Origin of the sequence: Gemmata sp. SH-PL17 (assembly GCF_001610855.1) — a bacterium.
GTDB lineage: Bacteria > Planctomycetota > Planctomycetia > Gemmatales > Gemmataceae > Gemmata > Gemmata massiliana.
On sequence record NZ_CP011271.1, the window covers coordinates 8,374,975 to 8,395,758 of the forward strand.

Annotated in this window: 14 protein-coding genes; 10 read left to right on the plus strand and 4 right to left on the minus strand. The window is 62.3% G+C overall.

The annotated features are described in order from the left end of the window. Positions 1–70: 70 nt before the first annotated feature. Together VT84_RS34880 and VT84_RS34885 are read right to left on the minus strand one after the other, a co-directional pair. Positions 71–1,000: an ADP-ribosylglycohydrolase family protein gene (locus tag VT84_RS34880; RefSeq protein ID WP_082842782.1), complete on the minus strand. Its 930-nt coding sequence runs from the start codon at positions 998–1,000 to the stop codon at positions 71–73. Positions 1,001–1,078: 78 nt separating this feature from the next. After that, entirely contained in the window at positions 1,079–1,645 is a 567-nt protein-coding gene (locus VT84_RS34885; protein WP_052550382.1) for a Uma2 family endonuclease, read from the minus strand. Between the two features lie 408 nt (positions 1,646–2,053). Between VT84_RS34885 and VT84_RS34890 the strand changes: the two genes are divergently transcribed. The 10 genes from VT84_RS34890 to VT84_RS34935 all read left to right on the plus strand — a co-directional run bounded on the left by VT84_RS34890 (position 2,054) and on the right by VT84_RS34935 (position 19,234). Further along, positions 2,054–3,772 carry a GspE/PulE family protein gene (locus VT84_RS34890; protein ID WP_052550380.1) on the plus strand — a complete coding sequence of 573 codons (1,719 nt, stop codon included), beginning with the start codon at positions 2,054–2,056 and terminating at the stop codon, positions 3,770–3,772. Positions 3,773–4,074: 302 nt separating this feature from the next. Beyond that, complete coding sequence (locus VT84_RS34895; protein ID WP_157470182.1) at positions 4,075–5,226, plus strand: type IV pilus twitching motility protein PilT; 1,152 nt, start codon at positions 4,075–4,077, stop codon at positions 5,224–5,226. A gap of 505 nt (positions 5,227–5,731) precedes the next feature. Then, positions 5,732–7,408, plus strand: a complete 1,677-nt coding sequence (locus VT84_RS34900) for an ATPase, T2SS/T4P/T4SS family (protein WP_052551792.1) — start codon at positions 5,732–5,734, stop codon at positions 7,406–7,408. A gap of 254 nt (positions 7,409–7,662) precedes the next feature. Beyond that, positions 7,663–8,907, plus strand: coding sequence for a type II secretion system F family protein (locus VT84_RS34905; protein ID WP_052550377.1), 1,245 nt, complete (start codon positions 7,663–7,665; stop codon positions 8,905–8,907). Between the two features lie 107 nt (positions 8,908–9,014). After that, positions 9,015–9,872, plus strand: a complete 858-nt coding sequence (locus tag VT84_RS40365) for a type II secretion system protein (protein WP_052550375.1) — start codon at positions 9,015–9,017, stop codon at positions 9,870–9,872. Positions 9,873–9,883: 11 nt separating this feature from the next. Continuing rightward, positions 9,884–10,828, plus strand: coding sequence for a type II secretion system protein (locus VT84_RS34915; RefSeq protein WP_052550373.1), 945 nt, complete (start codon positions 9,884–9,886; stop codon positions 10,826–10,828). 15 nt (positions 10,829–10,843) lie between these two features. Then, positions 10,844–11,890, plus strand: coding sequence for a Tfp pilus assembly protein FimT/FimU (locus VT84_RS34920; RefSeq protein ID WP_052550371.1), 1,047 nt, complete (start codon positions 10,844–10,846; stop codon positions 11,888–11,890). Between the two features lie 135 nt (positions 11,891–12,025). Continuing rightward, positions 12,026–13,042 (plus strand): hypothetical protein, encoded by a 1,017-nt coding sequence (locus tag VT84_RS34925; RefSeq protein WP_052550368.1) that lies wholly within the window; start codon positions 12,026–12,028, stop codon positions 13,040–13,042. 109 nt (positions 13,043–13,151) lie between these two features. Next, entirely contained in the window at positions 13,152–14,354 is a 1,203-nt protein-coding gene (locus tag VT84_RS34930; protein WP_052550366.1) for a type II secretion system protein, read from the plus strand. Between the two features lie 95 nt (positions 14,355–14,449). Beyond that, entirely contained in the window at positions 14,450–19,234 is a 4,785-nt protein-coding gene (locus VT84_RS34935; RefSeq protein ID WP_082842785.1) for a hypothetical protein, read from the plus strand. Between the two features lie 293 nt (positions 19,235–19,527). Here the strand turns inward: VT84_RS34935 and VT84_RS34940 are convergent, their stop codons facing one another. Then, positions 19,528–19,851, minus strand: a complete 324-nt coding sequence (locus tag VT84_RS34940) for a hypothetical protein (RefSeq protein ID WP_082842786.1) — start codon at positions 19,849–19,851, stop codon at positions 19,528–19,530. Positions 19,852–20,021: 170 nt separating this feature from the next. Then, positions 20,022–20,351, minus strand: a complete 330-nt coding sequence (locus VT84_RS34945; protein ID WP_082842787.1) for a hypothetical protein — start codon at positions 20,349–20,351, stop codon at positions 20,022–20,024. Between the last annotated feature and the right edge of the window lie 433 nt (positions 20,352–20,784).

Consider the following 20,784-nt stretch of genomic DNA (forward strand, 5'->3'; position numbering starts at 1 on the left):
TTGTATCGTATCGCCGAACAAAAGGCAGTCCCCTTCGGTTTCGTGAAGTGCCGGTGAAGATCGGGCGGGTTCACGCCCCGAACGCCATCGCGTGCAGTTCCGCCGCGCGCTGCTCGATCAGGTCGCGCATGGCGAGCTTCTCGCGCCACTCCGCGGGGATGCCGTCGGCCCCGTAATACGCGCCCGCGATCTGCCCGTAGACGGCCCCAGTCGTGTCCGCGTCCTCACCGAGGTTCACCACCTTGAGGGCGCCGTCGCGGAAGTTGTCCGTCCCGTGGAACGCCCACAGCGCCGCTTCGAGCGTGTGAATCACGTACCCGCTGCCGCGAATTTGCGGTGGCTCCTTCACCGCGAACGACCCGCCCGCGATCGCTCCCACCTTGCCCGGGAGCGGGTTCCGCAGGAAGAACGCCATCGCGGGTTCGTAGTTGTTGTTGAGGATCTGGGACTTCGACATCCCGCTTGCTGCCGCGAGCAGCAACCCCGCGAAATACTGACACGCTTCGATGCACTCGGCCGCGCCGTGCGTCGTGCGCGAACTTTCGCCCGCGAGGAAGATGGCCTTTTTCGGATCGCCAGCGAACGCGAGCGGAGCCGGTGCGAGGCGCATGAGTGAGCCGTTCCCGGCCGAGTTCGGGCTGGTGTCGCCACAGAACGGCTCCGGTTTCCGTTTGAATTGCGCGAGGGCAATGCGCGTGGCATTTCCGATGTCGAAGCACCGTCCCTTGACACTCAGATGGCCGTCGAGCCACCAGCGGCAGTACGTCTCGAGTTGGTGAACCGGATCGAAGTCTTTCTTAACGACGAGGCTTTCTGCGAGGCACAGCGCCATTGATGTGTCATCGGTCCACTCTCCCGGCTTCAGATCGAACGGCCCTCCGCCGACCATATCAGTAAGTGGCGCGAATTCCCCGGGTTGCTCGAACTCCAGTGTAGTTCCCAGCGCGTCACCCGCGGCGAGACCGAGCATGCACCCGCGGTAGCGGTCCAGGGTCGTCATGGGCGTCCTCCGCGTCGAGTGGGGGAGCCGGCCGTGATGGGCGGCTCGAATTCCAAGATCAATGAAGTGGCGAGCGAACTACGGTAGCAAGTCGGCGACGCGCACCACGCTGGTCGGCGCGGCAAGTGGCGAAATGCTCTCGTTCGGCCCAAGAGTGAGGTGCGTCCGATACGCCGTTGCGTCGAGATTGGCCGGGAGTGGTCCCGGGTCGCGGAACACGAGTAGCCGAGGCGCGTTCAGATCCAGTACCCAATATTCCGGGACGTTTGCGGTCGCGTACAGCTCGGCTTTCTCGGTTAAATCTGCGGTGAGTGTCGTGTCGCTGACTTCGACCACTAGCGCGGCGGTCGTCGGGTGAACGGTCGCGAAGTCGCGCGGACCGCCCGCGACAACGGCCACGTCCGGCATCGGGTCGGTGTCCTGGCCGAGCACGAGTGGCGATTGCCCGCGCACGCGCCAGCCGGGGCCGAAAACCCCGCGCAACACGTCAACCGTGAGTTCGACCGCGGTTGCGTGGGGCGGGTTCATCGGCCCTTGCTCCAAAAGGACGCCGCGGATCAGAACGGGGCGCAGCCCGGCGAACGCGCCGGTCGCGTTCACCCGATGGAACCTCGCAACGGTCCATTGGAACGGTGTCGCGGACATGAACGTACCTCCGGCCATCACAGTATCAGCGCCGCACACGCGACACCAGCGCGACGAATCGGTGACTGTGAACCGCGGGTACTTCAAAGGAATCAGCGCCGAAGAAATGAGAACCGGGCGGGGCCAATCACAATCCGCGTTGATTTTCTGATCTGAGCGATTTGTTACCGGACGGGCGCAGCGCCGAGAGAGTGTCGGGCCGAAATCCGTCCACTTTCACGTTCTTTACTCTTGCACTCCCCGCGCGCGTCATGTCACACTGAATTCATCAGTCATTCATGTGTTCCCGGTCGTTTCGGTTCCAGATGCGAATTGTCACCGTCGATTCATCTTCTTGCCCGACGACGCCCACACGAACCCGGTAACCAACCCCGCGCACGACCCCGTTTCACGCAAGGAGCGTCCATCATGGCCAAAGGCAGAGGCGACTTCGCGGACATTCTCCTCAAGAAAAAACTGCTCAGCCCGGACCAGCTCTCGGAAGCCGAGAGCGCCGCGAGTTCCGGCGGCTTGAAGTTGCAGGACGCGATCGTCAAGCTCCAGTACCTCTCGGCCAACGAAGTTATGTCGGCGATGGCCGAGCACTTCGGGATGAAGTTCGTGGACCTGAAAGAGGTCCAGATCGCGAAGGCGATCATCGAACTGGTGCCCGAGTCGGTGGCCCGCGAGAACCTCGTGCTGCCGCTCCAACTCGAGGACAACACCCTCGAACTCATCACCGCGGACCCGACCAACTACGACACGATCCAGAAGCTCCAGTTCATTCTGAACAAGGAGATCCGGCCGGTTCTCGCCGTGCAGGAACAGATCCAGGAAGCGATCAACCAGAACTACGGTCAGTCCGAAACCGAGTCCGTCGACTCGATGCTCGTCGAATTCACCGACACCGCCATCGAGTTCACGCAGACCGAGTCCGTCTCCGCAATGGCCAGCGCGGACGACTCCGACGCCCCGGTCGTGCGCCTGGTGAACCTCATCATATCCGAAGCGATCAGCCAGCGGGCGTCGGACATCCACGTCGAACCGTTCGCGGACCGCGTGCGCATCCGGTACCGGATCGACGGCGTGCTGGTCGAGCGCGACTCCGCCCCCCGGCGGCTCTTGGCACCGTTGCTCTCGCGTTTGAAGATCATGGGTCAGATCGACATCAGTGAGAAGCGCCGACCGCAGGACGGGCGCATCAAGATGACGGTCCAGGGCAAACACTTCGACCTTCGTGTAAGTCTCTTGCCGTCGGTCCACGGCCAGTCGGCGGTCATGCGCATCCTCGACCGCGGTAACATCCAGGTCAACATTCGCGACCTCGGGTTCGCGGACGACGACTACATGAAGTTCCAACAGATCATCAAGCGGCCCAACGGCATCTTCCTGGTCACGGGGCCGACCGGCTCTGGGAAGACCACCACACTGTACTCCGCTCTCAACGAACTCAATCGTCCGGACCGCAAGATTATCACCGCGGAAGACCCGGTCGAATACTACCTCCCCGGCATCAATCAGGTCGAGGTGAAACACGGCATCGGGCTCGATTTCGCCCGGATTATTCGGGCCATGCTCCGTCAAGCGCCTAACATTATTTTGGTTGGCGAAATTCGCGACAAAGAGACGGCGGAAATCGCGGTGCAGGCATCTCTGACCGGACACTTGGTTTTCAGCACGCTTCACACGAACGACGCGCCCAGCGCCGTAACGCGGCTCGCGGACATCGGAGTGCCCCCGTTCCTCATCGCCAGCTCGGTCATCGCGATCATGGCTCAGCGGCTTGTGCGGGTGAATTGCATCAAGTGCAAAGAGCCGTACCAGCCCCAGGCGGGAGAACTCCGGGCGGCCGGTATCAATCAGGAGCAGTTGGCAAAAGCAACGTTTATGAAGGGACGTGGTTGCAACCACTGCCGACAAACAGGGTACCGCGGTCGGCACGGCCTATTCGAGATGTTGAAGATGTCTTCGACGATCCGCGAACTGACTTTCGCCCAGGCGCCGACCCAGGACATTCGCCGGAAAGCCCGCAGTACGGGGATGCGGACGTTGCTCGATGATGGTATCCTGAAAGCACTTAAGGGCAGCACGACGCTGGAAGAAGTGCTCAGCACGTGCCACGCCGAGGTTCTCGTATCCCACGAGTGACAACTAGCTCTTGGTCCTTAGTCTTTATTCCTTGGTGAGTTGCGAAAATTCTCGCCCGCAACGACCGGGTCACGCAAAGCCAATGATCGGGGGAAGAGGTTCCAAACGCCCCCGATCCCGGAACACATTCGCCCTATCCCCCGAGCGGCGGGGGAGTTTCGCTCCGATTTTTGGTCGCGTCGCCGAACTCCGCCATAATGCGACACCAGGGCAGCGGAGGCGTGCCCTTATGTCCTTTTGCGGTCCCCGTCCGCTCACGGGTCGGTTCGCGTCGCCGCCGGTCGCCCAGGTGAGAGGTTCCCGTGGCTAAAGTCTCGATGGAGAAGTTACTCGCAACTGTGATCCAGTTGAAGGCGAGTGACTTGCACATCAGCGTCGGTCAGCCGCCCGTGGTCCGGCACCAGGGGCGCATGAAGAAGCTCGACCTCAACGGTCTGATCCTGGACAACGACGACACGACCGGGCTGATGAAGTCCATCACCCCCGACCGGTGCCAACAGGAGCTCCAGTCGAAGGGGGGAGCCGACTTCGCCATCGAGTACGTCGACGGCTACCGGTTCCGGGTCGCGGTGTTCAAGCAAAAGGGTACCGTCGGGATGGTGCTGCGGCGCATCCCGAGCCAGTTCCTCACGTTCGAGCAACTGCGAACCCCGGAAGCTATTCGCTCACTTATCATTCGCCCGCGCGGGCTGTTTCTTGTGACCGGGCCGACCGGTTCCGGGAAAACGACCTCGCTCGCGTCGATGATTAACTTCCTCAACGACAACTACGACCGGCACATCATCACGCTGGAAGACCCGATCGAGTACTTCCACAAGCACAAAAAGAGTACGGTCAATCAACGCGAAATCGGCATCGACGTACCGGACTTCAAAGAGGGCATCCGCCGCGCGCTGCGTATGGACCCCGACGTGATCCTCGTCGGTGAAATGCGAGACCTTGAAACGATCCGCGCCGCGCTCGAAGCGGCCGAAACCGGGCACTTGGTGTTCGGCACGCTCCACACGTCCGGTGCCGCGAGTACCGTGGACCGCGTGGTAACGGTGTTCCCGGAAAACGAGCAGGACCAGATCCGCACGCAGTTGGCCGGTTCGCTCATTGGGGTGCTGTCTCAGGCGCTCCTCCCGCGGAAGCCCGAAGGGTTGATTGCGGCCTACGAGATGATGGTGGTCACGCCCGCCATCCGGAACCTGATCCGCGAGAACAAGACGTACCGCATCGATTCGTCGGTCCAGACCGGGCGCAAGCACGGTATGTTCCTGCTCGACGACGCACTGTTCCGGTTGTGGCGCGAGGACCTCTGCGAGAAGGAAGAGGTTCTCCTCAAGTCGAGCAAGCCGAACGACTTGGCGGCCAAGATCGCCCACGCCGAACGCGGACTTGACGACGATGACGAAGAGGGCGGTGGGGACGAGGACGAAGACGATGATGACGACGATGACGACGAGGAGTGACTCGCTCGTGTTTGGCGCTGGGGGAACCGCGACCGTTCGTTGAACGCAGTCGCGCTCCCAATTTCAGCAGCACCAAGCACTTAAAACTGAACACCAAACACGAACGAACAACGGAACTCTCATCATGTCCACGACGCCGAACAACCCGAACGTGCCCCCGAAGAAGCCCGTTGACGCCGCGGGTAAGCCGACCGTCGGCGCGCCCGGCAACGGCCAACCGAAGCCCGCGGTTCCGGGTCAGAAGCCCGCCGCGCCCGGTGTGGCGAAGCCCGGTCAGCCCGTCGCGGGCGCAAAGCCCGGTCAACCCACGGTGCCCGGGGCCGCGAAGCCCGGTGTTCCGGGTCAGAAGCCCGCGGCGCCCGGTGTGGCGAAGCCCGGTCAGCCCGCCGCACAGAAACCGGCGGCTCCCGCGCCGCAGAAGAAGCCGCAGCCCGCGAAAAACCGCTTCTCGCACATCGATTCCAACACGCTCCAGCTCGCCAAGAAGCTCGAAGACCTCGCGTTCATGGACGGCGCGCAAATCGAGTCCATTTACGAGGATATGCGCACCAGTGACGCGCAGTTCGGCGAAATCGCCATGCAGCGCGGGGTGCTCAACGAGGAGCAGTTGCTCCAGGCGATGGCCGAAATCCACGGCATGCGCGTCGCCAACCTCGAAGACCTGACCCCGCACCCCAGCGCGGTCAAGTTGGTGATGAAGAACATCGCGGAGATGTACAAGCTGGTGCCGATCAGCTACGAGAACGACGTGCTGACGGTCGCGATGTCCGACCCCAATAACATGCAGGCGATGGACGACCTGCGGAACCTGCTCGGCATCAAGCAGGTGAACCCGATCCTCGGGCCGCCGAAGCAGGTCGGGCAACTGCTCACGAAGGCGTACTCGACCGAAAAAGAAGAGACGATCAGCTCGGTATACGCCCAGATCGAGGCCGACCAGAGCATCGGGGCCAACACGGTCGGGCGCGAGACGTCCATCGACATCGGCGACATGGTGGAAATGGCGAACGCCGCGCCCGTCCGGAAGCTCATCAACATGGTGCTCCTGATGGCGATCCGCGACCACGCCTCGGACATCCACTTCGAGCCGTTCGAGGACGAGTACAAGATGCGGTACCGGTGCGACGGCGTGCTCTACGAAATGGTGCCGCCGCCCCGCCACCTCGCGACCGCGATCGCCTCGCGCATCAAGGTCATGGCGAACCTGGACATCGCCGAGCGCCGGCTCCCGCAGGACGGGCGCATCGAGCTGAACGTCGGCGGGAACCCCGTCGACATGCGCGTGAGCGTGCTGCCCACGCTGTTCGGCGAGAGCGTCGTTATCCGGGTTCTCGACCGCACGAACGTCGGCCTGTCGCTCGACCGCATCGGGATGCAGGCGGACCTGCTCGGCCAGTTCCGCGCGATCATCCACAAGCCCAACGGCATCGTCCTCGTGACCGGGCCGACCGGGGCCGGCAAGACGACCACGCTGTACTCCGCGCTCTCCGAACTCAACGACATCGACACCAAGATCATCACCACGGAAGACCCTGTTGAGTACGAAATCGACGGCATCGTGCAGTGCCCGATCAACCACGACATTGATGTGACGTTCGCGAGCGCGCTCCGGGCCATCCTCCGCCAGGATCCAGACGTGATCCTGGTCGGCGAGATCCGCGACCTGGAGACCGCGGGCATCGCGATCCAGGCCTCGCTGACGGGGCACTTGGTGTTCAGTACGCTGCACACCAACGACGCCCCCTCGTCCATCACGCGGCTCCGCGACATGGGCGTGGAGCCGTTCCTCATCACCGCGACGGTGGAGGCGATCCAGGCCCAGCGGCTCGTGCGGCGCATCTGCACGTTCTGCAAGACGTCCTACGAGCCGACCCGCGAGCAGTTGATGGAACTGAACCTCACGCCGGAGCAACTAAAAGGCCGCCCGTTCTACTACGGCGAGGGGTGCGACAAGTGTAACAACCTGGGCTTCAAGGGGCGCACCGGCCTGTACGAGGTGCTCGTCATGACCGACGACCTGCGCGACATGGTGAGCCGCGGGGCGAGCACGGACGCCGTTCGCGCCCACACCCGCAAGACCGGCACCCAGAGCCTCCGCGACGCGGGGTTGCGGGCGCTCTTCGGGGGTACGAGCACGCTGGACGAGGTGGTCCGCGAAACCGTTCAGGAAGACGAAGGGTGATTGGCGGAGCGTGGAACGGGGAGTGTGGAGCGCGGAATTCGGAACGCGGAATTCGGAACGAAGAGTAAAGCCCGACCGTCTTTGCCTTTGCTCCGCGTTCCCCGCTCCGAATTCCGCGCTTGGAAACGCCCCGCTCGCATCGGGGTTCGCACGCTCGGAATTGGAATAGAAGTTCGCGACAGACGTTAGCCCCCATTAGGGGGCGCCGGGACTCGGCCCGCGCTCGACACACACCACCAGGGTGAGGACGGTAAATGCCTACATTCAAGTACGAGGCGCTGGACACGTCCGGGGCCGAGGTCAAAGACTCGATCGAAGCCGCCAACGAGGAAGAGGCGCAGCAGAAAGTTAAAGCCAAGGGCTACTTCGTCACCAAACTGACCGCGGTCGCGGGCGGGAAGGGGTCGAAGGGCAAGAAAGCGAAGAAGACCGGCAAGAGCCGCAAGACGTTCGTCATCGGCGGCGTCAAATCGAAGCAACTGGTGACGTTCACCCGCCAGTTCTCCACACTCCAGGACGCCGGCCTGCCGGTGCTCCGGTCGCTCCGCATCCTGGAGCGCCAGATGCAGCCCAGCGCCCTCAAGAACGCCCTCATCGACGTGGTCGAGGACGTCGAGTCCGGGGCCGCGCTCTCGGAGGCCCTGGGGCGGCACCCCAAGGCGTTCAGCAAGCTCTACGTGAACATGGTCCGCGCGGGCGAGGCCGGCGGTGCGCTGGAAGTCATCCTCCAGCGCCTCGCGGACTTCCTCGAAAAGTCCCAGAGCCTCAAGGCCAAGATCATCGGCGCGATGGTCTACCCGGCCGTCGTGATCTTCGTCGCGGTCGCCATCCTGACGTTCATCATGGTGGCCATCATCCCGAAGTTTAAGAAGATTTTCGACGAGTTCGGCATGACCCTCCCGTGGGCCACGCTGACGCTCATCAAGGTCTCGAACTGGATGAGCGAGTACTGGTGGACGATCCCGCTGTTCCCGATCTCGGTTTACTTCCTGATAAAGCTCATCCGGCTCTCGCGGGCCGGGAACTACGCGCTCGACAGGGCCACGCTCTGGATACCCGTCGTCGGGCAGCTCGTGGAAAAAACGATCGTTGCCCGGACCATGCGGACCCTCGGTACCCTGATTAGCTCCGGCGTGCCCATCCTGGAAGCGATCAGCATCGTGAAGGAAACCGCCAATAACGCGGTCTTCGAGCGCATGTTCCAGCGGATCTTCGAGTCGATCCGCGAGGGCGATACGATCGCGGAACCACTTCGCGAGTCCCGTTTGGTAGACAACATGGTCGTGAATATGGTGGAAGTGGGCGAGGAGACGGGCGACCTGGACACCATGCTCTACAAGATCGCCGACTTCTACGACGAGTGGGTCGATAACCTCGTCAAGTCGCTGATCTCGCTGCTGGAGCCCATCATGATCGTGTTCCTGGGCTTCACGATCGGGGCCATTGTGATCTCGCTGTTCCTGCCGCTCATCAAGCTGCTGGAAGGCCTGAGTAAGTAACCCGGAGCGCGAAACGCGGAGCGCGGAATTAGAAGAACAGAACGTGTCTGGTCTTCATTCCGCGTTCCACGTTCCACGATCCGCACTCGGAGAAGGGGGACCGACCGATGACGCGGCAGAGCGGTTACCGACGCGACGGCTTCACGCTGATCGAGCTGCTGGTGGTGATCTCCATCATCGCCGTCCTAGTGGCGCTAACGACCGCCGGGGTCATGAAGGGGCGCGAAGCCGTCGTCCGGGCCGACAACGGCTGGCGGATGGAGCAGGTCACCGTTGCAACGAATGTGTTCTGTACGAGTGCGGCACTCGGTCAGCCCGGCAACCTGCCCCCAGCCCCGTTCGTGCTGAAGCCCACTTACAACATCAATGAGCCAGAAGCGATTTACCTCAAGCGCATATTCCCAAACCTACCCATCGTTAGTGGAATGCTTACGACTGGTTTGTCGAACACAACCACGCTCGCAGACGGCAATCAAGTCGCGGTCTTCTTCCTCACCGGTGGGGCACCAGATTACGCCGGGTTTTCTACGAACGGGCAACAACCGTTCGCGGCAAAGACCGTCCCCGACGAACAACGGATCGGGCCGTTCCTGCAACTCAAAGCGAACATGTATTCAACGACCCCGGGGCAGGGGCTAACGCCAAATAATCATGCGTGGCTTCTGGACCCGTATGGCGTGCCATACGCGATCTTCCTGGCAGGTCCGAAGGGGGCTTATCTCACCTCGGCCAGTGCAACGCCATCTTTCACGGTAACCACTGCGACCGGGACGTCTACCGTCAAACCCTACTACCGCGGGTCTGCTCCGGTGAAGTACGAGAACCCGAAGACGCTCCAGATCGTTTCAGCCGGTCCGAACAAGTTGTTCGGGGGGGGGGAGCTGTGGAGCGGCCCTGTCGCCGGTGCCGGAGAGGATGATAAGAGCAACTTCTCGACCGCTGTCATCGGCGCCGGCCCCCAATAACGGAGAATCACATGAAAACGAACGGTCTTTCGCCCGTCCGAAGCGGGCGTCGGGGCGGCTTCTCCCTTGTTGAACTGCTCGTCGTCGTCAGCATCATGGCGATCCTGGTGGGGCTGGGTGTAGCCGCCACCATGAAGTTCCGCGAAGGGGCGACCGAGCAAACCATCAAGAAACAAGTGCAGCGACTTCAACTGACGCTGAATCGGGAATACGAGGCGGTTGTCGGGAAGTGCCAAAAGGAACCGGTGCCGGACGCGGTTCTGGCGTACTGTGGGAATGATCGGGACCGTGCCAGGGCCGTTCACACCGCAGCCACCTTACGAATTATGTTCCCGGAGACTTTTGACGAAGCCACGACCGGGTTCACTATTCCCCCGAACGATCCGAGCGGCTTTGCGTACAGACCGAAAGCCACCTTTCAGCAGGTGAAGAACATAACGAGCGCGTCGGCGGATCAGCAGGCCGCAGTGCTGCTTCACCTGATTCTCAAGGAGCGCTCCGTTGGCAGTGGAGAGGGCGAAGACGGTGGGAGCACGGGCGAAATTCGCACCGTCAACTTTCAAGCTTCTGTTGCGCCCATGAGCAGAGATCTGAGCGTGTTCATTGACTCCCGTGGTGACCTGATTCGCTACTTCCGGTGGGCGAGTAACGATATGGAGCTCGACCAAGCGCCCTATGCTCACGCAAGTCCGGCGGGGAGCATCGACCCGCTCGACCCGAAGAAGGTAGTGGGCACGAGTTACGCGGCCGCTCTGAACGTGGCCCCGCTCAACCTTCAGTTCGGTAACCACAACCGCGTGCCTTCTGTGATCAGTTACGGAAAAGACAAGAAGTTTGACTATTACTACCCCAGGGACGCAGTAATCCCGAGCCCGCCGGCCCCGACTGCGCCACCGGACACGAAATCTGCAGGGGACGATATCGTCGGTTACCGGCTGAATCGCCAAGGAAACTAACCAAGGGGAAGTACCATGACGCGCACGAACACGCGGGGTGGGTTCACCCTGATCGAGCTCCTTGTCGCGATGGCCATCATCACCACGCTCGCGGGCTTCATCCTGCTCGTGTACCCCGGTGCCCGGGACCAGGATCGGGCGCGCAACGCGGTCAGCGATCTGGAAGCCACGTTCAAAATGGCGCAGGGGATGGCCGCGCGCGACAAATCGCCGCGCGGGGTCCGGTTCATCGTCGATGGTACCGGGAAGCCCGATGCCCGGTTCGTGACCGAGCTCCAGTACGTCGAGCTCCCGCCGCCACTGATCCCCAACCTGAAGCCCCTCACGTCGGGTTCCCCGGACAATGAACCGCGCGTGCGGTTCGATTACACGCCACTGGCGACCGGAACGACACCGCCCGCGGGGACTGTCAATTCGCGCAAATGCTTTATCGAAAATCTGACGCTCGATCAGGCGACTCAGATTCTTCCTAACAGCACGATCGTGATGCCGGTATTCGGATCCTGGCACAAGGTAATTGGTGTGCTGGCCACGACCGGGCCGAATGCTTCCGGTCGCTACACCGTCCAAGTCGCGCTAGAAGTGTTTCCCGACGCAATCATGGGAGGGGGCACGCAAGCGGTGACCTACCACTTTTCGGTGTACCTCCCGGCCACGCCGCTGGTCGGCGAGCCGACGGTGCTGCTCTCCAAGAACATTTGCGTCGACCTGAACGTGCCGGATCTCAATGCGAGCCCGCGGATCATGTTGGGCAGCATCGGGCCGCCGCCGAACACGGGCGACTTTGACGTGATCTTCAGCCCGGACGGGAAACTGGTCGGAGCCCCGTCCGGTCAATTGTTCTTCTGGGTCCGCGACTACACCAAAGTGCCCAACATGCGGATCGGTGAGGGGCCGGCCCTTGTCGACGCATTCCGGCGGGTGGGCGACATGTACATCGTTTCGGTTCGCGCGTCCGGCGCGCTCGGGCACAATCAGGTGCTCTGGCCCAATATGGGGACCGGTGTTTATCCCGCCGGGCAAGATCCCTTCTTGCTGGCCCGGCAAGAGCAGAATCAGTGACGCAAAGTTCCGCGCGATTTTTTTGGCGCCCGTGATTGCACTGCGAATGATTCTTCCGGGAGCGGTTCCGCTCCCCGATCCCCGACTCCCTGACCGGCGGCCGTCCCCCGCTGGTCGCCAACGCGAGGGCGACCGATGACCCGCCGACCCGGTCTGACGATGACGGAAGCCTTGGTCGCCATCTTCATCACGGCGATCGGGCTCGTGGGCGTGATGAGCATGTTCCCGTTCGGCGCGAAACAGATGAGCGATGCCCTCATCGCCGACCGCTCGACCTCGCTTGCCAACTCCATCGACGGGCTCGTTCGGAGCTATTGGAGGGAAAAGGTCGCCGACGATACGAGCGGGTTGGGTAGCAGTGAACCGTTCTACACAGCGATGGACAGCCCGGGCACGCACCCGGCAACTCCGATCGGGACGGGAGCGACGCTGCCGACGATCTCTTCGAGTTCCACCGAGCCGAGTTACCCCGTGTTTCTTGATCCAATGGGCGTTCTCGGGCGCACAACGGCGAACAACCAGTGGGTTGGTGATATTGCCACTCCTACGCCCCCCACTTTCGTGCCGCGTCGGAGCATGAACGTGGTCGGGTCGCCGTCACAGGCTCTTCGGCTCTTCAGTCAGCCGGACGGGTTCGCGTGGGACGAAGAGTCACGCCCGAAGATGAACTACGACGCTAAAGGGCAGCCGACGAGCAGCTCGGAGATGCGCGAGTTACGATACAACGCGCTAGCCGTGCTACAGCGCCCGGTGAACAGCGCCCGTAACAACGCCACGCTCAAGATCGTGGTATTCATTAATCGCCGCCACCAGTTTTATCCCCAAGGGTCCGAAGCCGTCTTCCCCAACTCCACGAGTCCCGCGACCATTTCGTTCCTCCCCACCAGCACCGCAATCAGGATCTCGACCGCGGCGGACATCCGGAAGGGGAGTTGGATCGTGGACGCAACAATTGACGGCACGGTTCGGCACGCGAACTTCTACCGCGTCGTGAGTGCGACGGACGACGGTACGGGGTTTTACGACGTGGAGTTACACACGCCGATCAAGCGCGTGGATGGTGGGACGAACGCCTACAACGCGACCGTTGTGGTCATGCCCGGCATCGCCGATGTGTTCGATCGCCCGGCGCTTAACGGGAACACGAACTGATCGATCGCACGAGAGGCTGAATTTCCAGCTCTCGAGCCACCAACTCCGAACAACGATTCCTTCCGGTCCAGACGGTTCGCCCCGTCCGGTGCCGACGCGAGGGGGACCGATGATCCGCCGCACGCACACACGCCGATCCGCCCGCCGCCGAGCGTTCACCATCATTGAGCTGATGGTGGTCACGGTGGTAGTGCTGATCCTGATGAGTATCCTCGTGGCCGCATCCTCGATCGCCACGGACACGGTCCGCGCGGCCAAGGCTCAGGGCGACCACATGGCACAGGAGCGGGCCGCGCTCGCGATTCTGCGCCGTGACCTGCAGTACGACCACTTCTTTGAAGAGGACGGGAAGCCTAACCTGGGACGAAGGCTGAGCGACCAGCGCACCAATGATTTGGTCGCGAATGGTGGGAAGTTGACCAATTACAAACCGCCATTGTCCGGCTACTTCTTCGCGTCGAGCATCCCGGTCGATAACGTGAGCAACTTTTACGAGGGCGTGGACGGTGAGGGCTTCCAATCGTCCCGTTCCGGCAATCACGTCCTTCAGTTCACGATCATCGTGCCCGGCGGTGCCCCCGAGAACCGGCTCACCGCGGACGTGCCGTTCCAGAACCCGCTGAACAGCCCCAGCTATCCGATCATCGGAACTTGCGCGGAGGTCGCGTACTTCCTCGTGGGCAACGGAACGACCCCGGGTGGGGTGAATAAATACAAGCTGATCCGGCGGCAGCGGCTCGCGGCCCGAAACGTCGACGACGCCCCGGCCTATTCCAATTTACTGAACACGTCCGGCGCGAATGCGAATGATCCACCCGAAGTGATGGCGGTGACCGGCGCCGCACCCAACTTCAAAATGCTGAACATGAACGAACTCACGCTCGCGACCAATCGTGTTGCCCGCACTACGATCCCGACGTACCGCATCGGGGAAGACATTTTGCTCCACAACGTGACTTCGTTCGAGGTCAAGTTTACGGGTCCGCAGGTCACAGGTGTTGGGTGGGGCGTTAGGGATAATAATGGGGCGCTCGTGTCCATCGATACGTCTTCACCCAATGATCGTTGGCCGCGGCTCTTCACCACGAACACCGACTACCCCTATGATAATCTGCCGTATGACGGCAATTACGACACGTTCCATCAAAATGCCAATTGGGATCTAGAAGCGAACTTGGCAACGACTGCTAACGTCGCCAGCGCCAGTGCCCCGTTAAAGCGGATCCGGATCACCGGCGCGATGATCCGCCTGCGGTGCTGGAGCCCGGCGACCAAGAGCTCGCGGCAGACGACGATGCAAGTGGACCTCTAACCGCTCCCCCGCGACACCCGAAACACACTGTTCGCTCGTGCCCGGTGGCGCGGGCGCTGGCCGCACACACTCGCACTCGCCCGGAGACCGCCGCTATGTTCCGGCCGCTCGCACGATCGCACCGACGCACCCCGCGCCGCGGGACCGTGGTCGTAATCACGATCTTCGCCCTCATCACCATCCTGATGGTGCTAGGGCTGGCGTTCATGATGTACGCCGTCAAGGAAAAGGCCGTCGCGCAGGCCCACAAGGACGGCGCGAACGTGGCCGGCACCGGCGCCCCGGACCCGACCGACACAATCAACCGGTTCCTCAGTACGCTCGTCTACGACGAGAACGACGACGGCGACTCCCTGCACAACTCACTGCGCGGGCACAGCATCGCCCGTGCCATGTACGGCGGGCGCCGAGACGCCTCCAGCCCGTGGGTCGGTTCCACCGTTCCGTGGGCCGGTGTGGGCACTTTCCACGAAAACGCGGGCGGGTACGGTTATCCGGCACTGACTGCCGGAACGGACCGCGGGCAGTTCGTCAACCACACCGCTATGGTGCTCAATAGTACCCCGTTCCTCATTGACCCGGAATGGACCGGCCGGCGCAGCGTCGCCAGCAATGCGTTTGCCGCTTTTCTTGCGGACCAAACCGGTCGAAGCTATGTCGGCAAACACGCGGGCTACACCTACCCCGACCTGAAGAACTTTTTCCTCGGCGCTCGCGACCCGGCAACGGGCGAAGTGTTGGTGCCGTCGTTCCACCGCGAGTGGCTGTTCGGCTCCCTCGCACCGACCAACCCGAACTGGAGCAGCGACGTCGGCCGGTTGAAGACTCTGCGCCCGCGCCGCAACCCGCAAGAGCACCCGAACTTTCCCAGCGTGCCACCGAACCCCGACGGCACTTACACCGGCGACGTGCAGAACCTGTCCGGCGCGGTGGGAGTGCAGAAGAACGACAGCCTCTGGATGCACATCGGGTTAAGGCCGCGCACCCTCGCCGACGGGCGGGTCGTGCAGCCGCTCGTCGCTCCGCTGATCCTTCCGCTCGACGGCTTGTTTGATCTCAGCACGCACGGGAACCAGTTCGGAACGGGCAACGCCCACGTGTCCTACGGCGGGTACGCTCCCTGGGAGATTAACCCCATCTACGGGCTGACGAACGACACCGAGCGCCAGGAACTCCTCCAGTGGCGGAACCCGAGCTACGCGACCGCATTCGACCGGTATACGAGCGGTCGGCCGTTGCCCCGATACTCCTCGGTCATTTGGCCCAGTCCGGCGTCGTTGGCGACGCCCATCAACTTCACGCTGCCTACCGGCGGGAGCCTCACCGGGTTGCCGTCGTCCGCCGATCCTGCGGCGACACCAGCAGCGTTCGGTAGCTTCCGAAACGATAACGCGGCCGTCTTGCACCCGGCGGGGTACAACCCCAACGAGTTCGCCATGAGGAGCGACACCTTTTCTGACAGCCCGATCTTCCCGTACACCGACATCAAGCGCCTGAGCCTCCGCTATGCGTTCACGCCGGACTGGTACTCTCTGGCGTTCGTGTCAAAGCCGAGCAATTCGCGGCCGACGTTTTACGGCACCCCGGGAACGTACCCGTACATAACGAACCCTGGTGCGACCACCGCGCACTCCTACCGACTCGACCCCGCCCACCGCAGTCGCTTGCTGTTCAATACGAGGAGCAGCAGCCTCGATCGACCCGCCATTGCGCCGAACTTCGTGGCTCGTGATGGTGCGGCTGCGACGGCCGCGCTCGCGCTCGGTAACGGTTCCGGTGGTCTGACTAAACCCGGCTCTCTGCTTCCGGCTGCAACAGCGTACCCGACGCCCGGGGGGGTGGGGAGTGTCACCGACTTCGCTGCAAACAATCAGTGGGTTCACGCTCAAGCGGCGCTCGGTTCGGTGAACTTGAACCGCCCACTGGCCGATTACCGTGCTGATCCGAACCTGCCATTGTCGAACGCTAACGTCAACGTGAACACTGCGGCGCTGGCCGATCAGGACCGCCAATCACTTGCGAAGGATATCTTTGCCCGCCTCATCGTCGCTTTGGGTGCAGCGGGGCAGGTCAGCTTCAATAACGGCGTGGTCATCACACTGCCCGATCCCCTGACGTTCGTTCTTACCCCGTCGAGTGGCGCCCCAATCACCTACACACAGCAGCAATACTGGGCGCTCCGTTATTTGGCGCAGCTTGCCGTGAATATTGTGGATTACATCGATAATGACGATGTGAGCACAGTGTTCGTGTGGAACCCGCCTGCGAGTGGGACCGCCGATTTCACTAACCCAGCGGACGTTGGAAACCGGGTGGTTTTTGGCACCGAGAAGCCGCGCCTCGTTATTAATGAGGTCTACAGCGAGATCACCAACGGCACCGAGATGACCGACGGTGTAGACGGTCCGCTCATGGGCGGAATGAATCAGGCTCTGCCAAACACAGCACAAGCGCACGTCAAATTCTGGACAGAGTTGCTTAACCCGACAATGACTCCGCACGCCAATCCACCGGCGCTCCCGGGCACGCCCGCTGCAGGCGTCCCACAGGGGATTTTCGGAACGGGTGGTGTTAACCTCAGTGCCTACCAGATCCAGATCGCAAGGCAACAACGCAGGACGGGTGGAGCGGCGATGCCAAGAGATCAGCTCTCAGCGCTTCTTACCCCAACCGATCCCGACTTCCAGTCGAACGTCACGGGTCGGTTCGTTGAAGCGGCTGATACGACGTTTACGTTCCCCTCGTCGCCGCTGCCCAACCAGCCCGGAAGCGTCGAGCCGAACAACGCGCAATACCTGTCCCCGGCCCCAACGAATCTGCCTCTAAATGGGGTGGTGCTGGTCGGGCCGGAGGTCACCGCGAAGACGCCCCCGGCGACTGAGTTCAATCCGCCGAATGCCGGTGTGTGGGCGACTGCAAACAAAGTGACCTCGCCGGCCACTGCGATGGGTAAGTCAGCACTGAGCACCGGGATGGGGTATACACTCGACATGCCCCCGGTTGCGACACTCGGGACGGACGAATTCCGGCGGCACACTGTTCTGCTCCGCCGTTTGGCGAACCCGTACCTGCAGCCAAACGATCCGTTGATCACACCGGGCAACAACGCGATCCCAATCAATCCTTATGTGACGGTGGACATGATGAACGAGGTGCCCGCATTCGATGCGGTCCACCGAGCCCAAGGGCAAGCAACAAACCGTGGTGCGCGGACGGTAATGAATAGCGGGGGCTACGATCCGCTCGCTGATCGGTTCTCGATCGGTAAGGTGCAACCGCTTGCTGGCCGAGCAGTTGCTACGGTCCCCAATATGGCGGGCACGTACAACGCCTACCAGTTCGCAAATTCGATGGTGTTGGCGCAGACTACCATGCCGACGATGCCTCCGCCGACGCCGGACCCGAACGAGCCAAAGAACACGTTCGGCCGACAGAACGGCAATGCCGGCCAACCGGGGCAAACCCTTACGGCTACCGCGGGTGTTGCCGCGACGATCAGCGATACGATCATGACCCCGTTCGACTGGCTACAGCACATGGACCGGCCACTCGAAACACTCGGTGATATTCTCTTCGCGCGGGACTCCAAACCATACCTACTCACGAACGAGTTCGTCAGGAATACTGCTACCGGTTTGGTGTACACCGATGGCTACGGTCGCTGGGCGTTCCACGAAGACGGTTTGGCGCGGGCGCTAGAGCTACTCACGGTGAAATCACCGAGCTCCTACGTCGCGCACGGCGGGCGCATGAGTGGGAAGATCAACGTGAACGTCATGCAAGACCGGCGCATCGCCCTGGGTTTGTGGGACGCGCCGGTGACGGTCACTACAGGTAACCGGTTTAATCAGGCGTTCGTGAATAATACCATCTGGGGTGACCTGACGTTGGGGACGCCGGTGTCGTCGTGGATGAATACTCGCACGCCGCTCCAGTTGCGCAACACGGCCAGCGGTGCGGCTGCGGATCAGGTGTCGGTGCCGGTGCCGAATCAACAACCTAACGGAACTCCGGCGCCCTCATACACCGACACGGTATCGGGGAACGGCTCCGACCGGCCGTTCCTCCCGTTCGGTGCCCCGAGCGCAACGGTGGGGACCTTTGCCTACGGAGCGGGGAGTAACATCGGCGATACGATTTTGCGTTCACCGGCAGGGCCGAACCCGGCGCTACCGTTCTTGTATCAGACGGCGGAAACTAACCCCTACACGCAGACCGAACCGTTCCGGAAGGTGGTTAGCAACGTCACCACCGTGAGTCACGCATTTGTCGTGTACCTCACCATCGGGTATTTCGACGTGACGTTCCCGCCCGCACCAGGTGGTTGGCCGAACAATGTGGCGATCCCGGCGCAGTTCGGGGCCGAAGTATACGACAAGATCCCCGGTGACATGCGGCAGAAGTACGTCGCTGTTGTTGACATGTCGAACATGGCGCTGAAACCGGCGTTCCCGTACACAGGCGATCCTGATACGTCGAGTGCGCAGGCGCTCGAACAGCCGTTCTTTACAGTGCTGACTGAAACCGCCCGACCGTCCAGCCCCGCGCAGATTTCGTTCGTGTGCCAAGGGTATGATGCAACGGGTACCGGGACGCTGTACGTTGCGGCCGATGGTCAACGCCGGCCGATCGGGGCCAACACGACATTGGTCCTCGGTTACGGAGCCGAGACGCAAGTGGTTACCGTCACCAATAATCCGGTTGTGTTCGACACAACTACCGGAATCGGTTCAGTCCAAGTAACTGGGCTGGTTCGTACTGCATGGGGTGGCACGTGTGTGTCGAACGTGCGCCCGGGTTACGCCGGGCCACAACCCGCGTTCGATTTCACCCTGCCGAAGTACAAACCCGTGGTTCCGTATGTGGAACGATTGAAGTAAGCGCGATCCGGTCGTCCGTGTTCGGGCGGTCCGGTGGGTGAGATCGAAGCGCTGAGTGCGTTTCGGCCTCACCAACCGGACCGCCCCAACGCTTTTGCGCTGACGGAACCCGCCCACATTCGTGCACGCTGGTCGGCGCCGCGTGAATGCGTGCTTCGCGTCGCTCGCGATGGCACAGGAGGTGTAGATGTGCCCATCCCGATGCGAGGGGAGAGTGGTTCCGCGATACGAAACGAACGACGCCCGCGGCACGAGTCGCGGGCGTCGTGTGAGTGCCGCAATGAGCGGTTACGTCAGTCGCTGCTAGCCGCGGGGATCGCGTTGGTCGAGTTCGCGTTGGCTGAATTGGTGTTCGCGCCGCTGAGACCGGCCAACAAGTGACCCGGACGCGGGCTGCGGTAAAACGTGTAGTCGGTGCCGTAGAGCGACTTGTCGACGCCGTGCAGGTAGACGCCCAGCGTGCCCCACTTCCCCTCGACCATCACCGGTTGCCCCTCGCTGGCGTACCGGACGAGGGCGCTGTGCGAGATCCCGCCGTTCTGCCGGTAGATCGCCACGTCGCCCGGGCGCGGGTCGTTCGTTTCCGCGTACCCGTTCTCCTTCAGGATGAGTTCCACGTCGTCCGGAGAGAGCAGGAACTGGCCGCCCGTGAAGACCCAACCGTGGCAGTTCGAGGTATCCGTCGGGGCACTGTTGCGGATGATTTGTGTTGTGAGCTTGCGCTCGCGGAGCAGCTTCTCTTCGGGTTCGGCTAAATCGCTGCCGTCGCGCGGGTTCAGCGGCTCCTTCAGTACGACCCGCGTGCCGCGGTCGGTCGTCGCGCGGGCGCGCTCCGTAGGGGCGTTGGGCGGGGGCCGAGTACGGCTTCGAGTTCCCGTGTTTGCTGTTCGAGGGTCTCGCTATCGGCGTGCTCGAACGCGACCACGGACCCGAGTACCAGGGCCAGACCGCCGACCGTCAGGAGCCCCCAGCGCGCCGACGGCCGGAGGAGCAGCGACACGAGGAGCACGAGCCGCTGCTGGAGCCACTCGGAGTTGGAGAGCGTAATCGTGAGCACCAGGCCACCGAGCAGCATTGCGGCGCGAGCGGCCAGTTCGCCCCGGGCGATCTCACTCACCCCGACCGCGACCAGTGCGCAGATCGCGATGTTGATCCCCGCACGCAGCGCGAACCGGCGCCCCGAACGGGCCCCGAGCGCGAGGTTCGTGCCCCGACGAGCAGCAGGCCGAACCCGACGGCGGCGAGGACAATGAATTGGTCGAAGTAGTCGGTGGAGTCCATTGTCGCCTCAATACGCGCGGGCGGACCAAGGTCATACGCCCATCGCACACAACATCTAACACAGCGGCCGTGAGTTGGTGGTGAGGCACAAAGGAGAAATTTTTGCGCGCTCGACCGCAAGAAATGAGAGACGAATGTCGCAAAAAGCGAGCCGGGCTTCAAACCGCCGATTTTTAAAGCGGTTTGAAACCCGGTAGTTATGAGAGCGACCGGCACAATCTGGGAAATGAGCGAATCATGAGACTATCGAGCCGGCTCCGATTCGCGTT

What these genes read in the sequence shown, in the direction of transcription:
- VT84_RS34880 (WP_082842782.1), bottom strand. Translation starts at nt 1,000, where the DNA reads ATGACGACCCTGGACCGCTACCGCGGGTGCATGCTCGGTCTCGCCGCG.
- VT84_RS34885 (WP_052550382.1), bottom strand. Translation starts at nt 1,645, where the DNA reads ATGTCCGCGACACCGTTCCAATGGACCGTTGCGAGGTTCCATCGGGTG.
- VT84_RS34890 (WP_052550380.1), top strand. Translation starts at nt 2,054, where the DNA reads ATGGCCAAAGGCAGAGGCGACTTCGCGGACATTCTCCTCAAGAAAAAA.
- VT84_RS34900 (WP_052551792.1), top strand. Translation starts at nt 5,732, where the DNA reads ATGGACGGCGCGCAAATCGAGTCCATTTACGAGGATATGCGCACCAGT.
- VT84_RS34905 (WP_052550377.1), top strand. Translation starts at nt 7,663, where the DNA reads ATGCCTACATTCAAGTACGAGGCGCTGGACACGTCCGGGGCCGAGGTC.
- VT84_RS40365 (WP_052550375.1), top strand. Translation starts at nt 9,015, where the DNA reads ATGACGCGGCAGAGCGGTTACCGACGCGACGGCTTCACGCTGATCGAG.
- VT84_RS34915 (WP_052550373.1), top strand. Translation starts at nt 9,884, where the DNA reads ATGAAAACGAACGGTCTTTCGCCCGTCCGAAGCGGGCGTCGGGGCGGC.
- VT84_RS34920 (WP_052550371.1), top strand. Translation starts at nt 10,844, where the DNA reads ATGACGCGCACGAACACGCGGGGTGGGTTCACCCTGATCGAGCTCCTT.
- VT84_RS34925 (WP_052550368.1), top strand. Translation starts at nt 12,026, where the DNA reads ATGACCCGCCGACCCGGTCTGACGATGACGGAAGCCTTGGTCGCCATC.
- VT84_RS34930 (WP_052550366.1), top strand. Translation starts at nt 13,152, where the DNA reads ATGATCCGCCGCACGCACACACGCCGATCCGCCCGCCGCCGAGCGTTC.
- VT84_RS34935 (WP_082842785.1), top strand. Translation starts at nt 14,450, where the DNA reads ATGTTCCGGCCGCTCGCACGATCGCACCGACGCACCCCGCGCCGCGGG.